The organism is Mucilaginibacter sp. P4_G9 (genome assembly GCF_056400985.1).
Window position 1 is genome coordinate 1 of record NZ_JBFUKF010000500.1, and the last position, 3272, is coordinate 3272.

5 protein-coding genes are annotated in these 3272 nt (G+C 35.0%); all 5 read left to right on the plus strand.

All coding sequences use genetic code 11. The annotated features are described in order from the left end of the window. The first annotated feature begins 145 nt into the window (after nucleotides 1–145). The 5 genes from AC1DPZ_RS24430 to AC1DPZ_RS24450 all read left to right on the plus strand — a co-directional run bounded on the left by AC1DPZ_RS24430 (nucleotide 146) and on the right by AC1DPZ_RS24450 (nucleotide 2840). Nucleotides 146–847, plus strand: a complete 702-nt coding sequence (locus AC1DPZ_RS24430) for a DUF3291 domain-containing protein (RefSeq protein ID WP_477408371.1) — start codon at nucleotides 146–148, stop codon at nucleotides 845–847. A gap of 3 nt (nucleotides 848–850) precedes the next feature. Further along, nucleotides 851–1099: a hypothetical protein gene (locus AC1DPZ_RS24435; RefSeq protein WP_477408373.1), complete on the plus strand. Its 249-nt coding sequence runs from the start codon at nucleotides 851–853 to the stop codon at nucleotides 1097–1099. A 256-nt stretch (nucleotides 1100–1355) separates the two neighbouring features. Further along, on the plus strand, nucleotides 1356–2129 hold the full coding sequence (locus AC1DPZ_RS24440) for a hypothetical protein (protein WP_477408375.1): 774 nt from the start codon (nucleotides 1356–1358) through the stop codon (nucleotides 2127–2129). Nucleotides 2130–2311: 182 nt separating this feature from the next. Next, nucleotides 2312–2542, plus strand: coding sequence for a hypothetical protein (locus AC1DPZ_RS24445; protein ID WP_477408377.1), 231 nt, complete (start codon nucleotides 2312–2314; stop codon nucleotides 2540–2542). Between the two features lie 40 nt (nucleotides 2543–2582). Continuing rightward, the gene (locus AC1DPZ_RS24450) at nucleotides 2583–2840 is read left to right on the plus strand and encodes a DUF6804 family protein (protein WP_477408379.1); all 258 of its coding nucleotides are present in this window, start codon (nucleotides 2583–2585) and stop codon (nucleotides 2838–2840) included. Nucleotides 2841–3272 lie beyond the last annotated feature (432 nt).

Consider the following 3272-nt stretch of genomic DNA (forward strand, 5'->3'; position numbering starts at 1 on the left):
GTCGATATACCCTTGGCAAGAGCAGTCTTGACGCCTGTAGTTATCCGACAATAAAAAGAAAAAGTCTTGATACTTGATACTTACTACTTGATACTAACTCCTCGATACCAATAATATCATATTTAATCTTTTATTTAGCAGGTGTATGTTTGTTAGTTTAACTATAATCCGGTACCGAAAGCTGTTTATTCCCTTCGCCTTGCTGGCTATGGCAATACACCGCCTGCCCATGCTGATGCAAAAGGGCTGCACATTTTACAAGCTACTTGGCTCGGGCCGGAATGGAACCTTCGACCTGCAGCCCGACTGGCAACAATGGGGCCTGTTAGCCTGCTGGGAAAGCCGGGAAGATTTCGACAGGTTTTATAATCACTCCTTTATTTCAAGCTGGTGGAAGGTATTAGGCCATGAAGGTTATACCATATTATGCCAGCCATTGCAAAGTCATGGCAAATGGAATGGTAAAGAACCTTTTGGCAAGCCGGATATACAAAACTATACAGGCCCGGTTGCTGTGCTTACTCGGGCCACGATCAGGATAAGCAGGCTAAGGAATTTTTGGAGCCATGTAGATGAAGTAGCGGGTTTGATGACCAGTGCAGCGGGGTATATTACCTCCTTTGGCGTAGGCGAAGCACCGGTATATCGCCAGGCCACATTTTCTGTTTGGCAGAGCATTGATGATGTAAAAAACTTTGCCTACAAAAGCCGCGAGCATGCCGAAGTAATAAAACTTACCCGAAGCGAAAACTGGTACAGCGAAGAGCTATTTGCCCGGTTTAAGCCCATTGCCAGCTTTGGCTCGCTGAATGGCAATGACCCTTTAAATAACCTGTTTAAAAATTAAGATATGAGAATTGTTGCCGAATTACCGCACCCCGATTTTAAGATCTCCATCCTGAACATGAACCAAAAGTTTATTGTAAAGATTGAACAGGGCACCCTGGAGCAAAGTTTTAAAATAGCTGAAATGGACCTGACCGATGGCGTTAACAGTGTTTTTGAATTGTTGGATGAAGAGTTTTTAAAGAAGGTAGCTGCCCGTTTTATTGAAATGCGTACCGACTTCAAAGACGCCTATTACAGGTATAATTTTTAAGGTAATTATATACATTATAGACCAAAGTTAAAGTTTTTAATTAACTTTAGATTCATAGTGTTTTGAGTGTTAAAAGGTTACTTAATCGTTCCTATTTGGTCGACATAATGCCTAAACTATCCTAAACAGAATTTTATTCCGGTTTTAATAAAATAAACACTTAAGTACCTCATTAGATGATTTTTAATACTATCCACTTAAACAAAATTTAATATGGCAATTATAAAAGCCATTTTACCATTATAGTAAATAACAAATGGCAAAGAGCAAGGCATCCCATACCCAAAAAGAACAAATTCATCCGAAGCTTCTCAGTAAAATTGGAGAAGATGGGAATAACAATGCCATTACAAATTCACCAAGTGCCGATAATGAAAAGCAAAATGATAATAATGCAAATTGTGAAAATGCTAATGCTGTTAATGTAACGGGAAGCGTTCCCAAAAAAAATAATTGGACTATAGGAAATAAAATAGCTATTTGGGGTCTTTTTATAAATATAGGATTGGCGATAATTACCGGATGTGCGCTTTATTATGCCATAAGATATAATAGCCTTACTCAAAAATCTCTGGTAGATAGCAATCTTAGATTTGAGAATGAAAATCAACCTTTTTTGCAAATAAATATTTATGAGATTAATTTAAGGACAACCGAAGTAAGATTGAATTATAGTGTTTCTAATCTTAGAGAGACTCCAGTAAAAATTATTGAAGATAAGGTTGCAATGAAAATAGATACTACTCAACCTGATTTTAAGGGTGCTGTTTTGACTGATATTCATGGTGTTAATAGTTATGTTATAAAAGAGAATCCAATAAAAAGGTATTTTGGGGGATACCAAATAGATGAAAATGCATTTTATGCTATAAGGGAGGGTGTTTTTAAGATATACATCGTTGGAGAAATTAAATACGAAAACCTTATTACACACAAAGAAAGAATTTATAGCTATAGAGTTAAATGTTTTATGGTAAACAAAAGCGATACATATTCCGAATTTATAATGAATGACAATAGGGATTTATAACTTGTTAAAGTTGAAACCTCTGCTTACTACTCACAATACGACAAATGAAACCTAATCTACTTAAACACATCACATCAACATTGCTTTATGTTGTAGTTTTATTCTTTGTTTGTGAAATGAATTGCGCTTTTATATCCAGGGATAGTAAAGCAATAGACGAAAAATTAGTAATAGTTTAAGTCATGGCTAATAAACCTGAAAAAAACTATTCCAGTTTGTGGATGGGTGTTGTATTTGCTATCGCTATTGCTTGGTATATTTCAGATCATGAAAGTACAGAGGATAACAATCCTATTGCCAAACACGGGAAGGATACGATTTACTACAAAGACACTATGTACGCAATCAGCTTTAAAATAGACACTGCCATTTACATAGAACCCGATAATGAAGCACCGCCCGACCGTTATTAAAACCGCGATAGCAATATTATTGTTGATTGCATTGGCAAAGATGTCCTATGGGTATTATCAACTAATGAGAATAGCCGTGTGTGGGCTTTTTATATGGTTAGCGTATTTGTACTTGCAAAAACAAGTTATATCGGCTGTAATCGGTTGTATAGTGCTTGCGGTCTTATTTAATCCTATTATCAAGTTGGCTATACATAAAAAAGAATGGCAAACCATTGATTTTTGGCTTGCCATTCTTTTAATAATATGGATAATTACTGATTTATATAAGTTATTCAGAGGTAGGTTTATTTTTTAGTGCTTTACTCATAGCATTATCAAGTATTTTATTGCCACTCCCCTCTAATCCTAGTAGCTTACTACTGTGCAATTTTTAATAGCAATCATCAGTTAAGTAATTGATTTACAATATTTTAATCATATAAAATATTCTTAACAGAATTTTATTTGGCAAAACACCCCATATATGGTCTTAAATTCAATATAATCTTGTCTAAGATAAACAATTAGTTTATACTAACATACTTAAAACACTGATAAACACATATAATATAAATTGATAAAAAATTAAATTTGGTTGGTTATTTTGCCAAATAAATGAGAAGTTAAGCCAAAAGAAGATCGCAATACCAAAAACCTGATGGCTTTTGACCGGCAGTTGAAGTACATGAATCATCGGCATTTTTGGGTGCCTGGTATTCCTTAAATACCTTAACCCCGGTTTTATAAC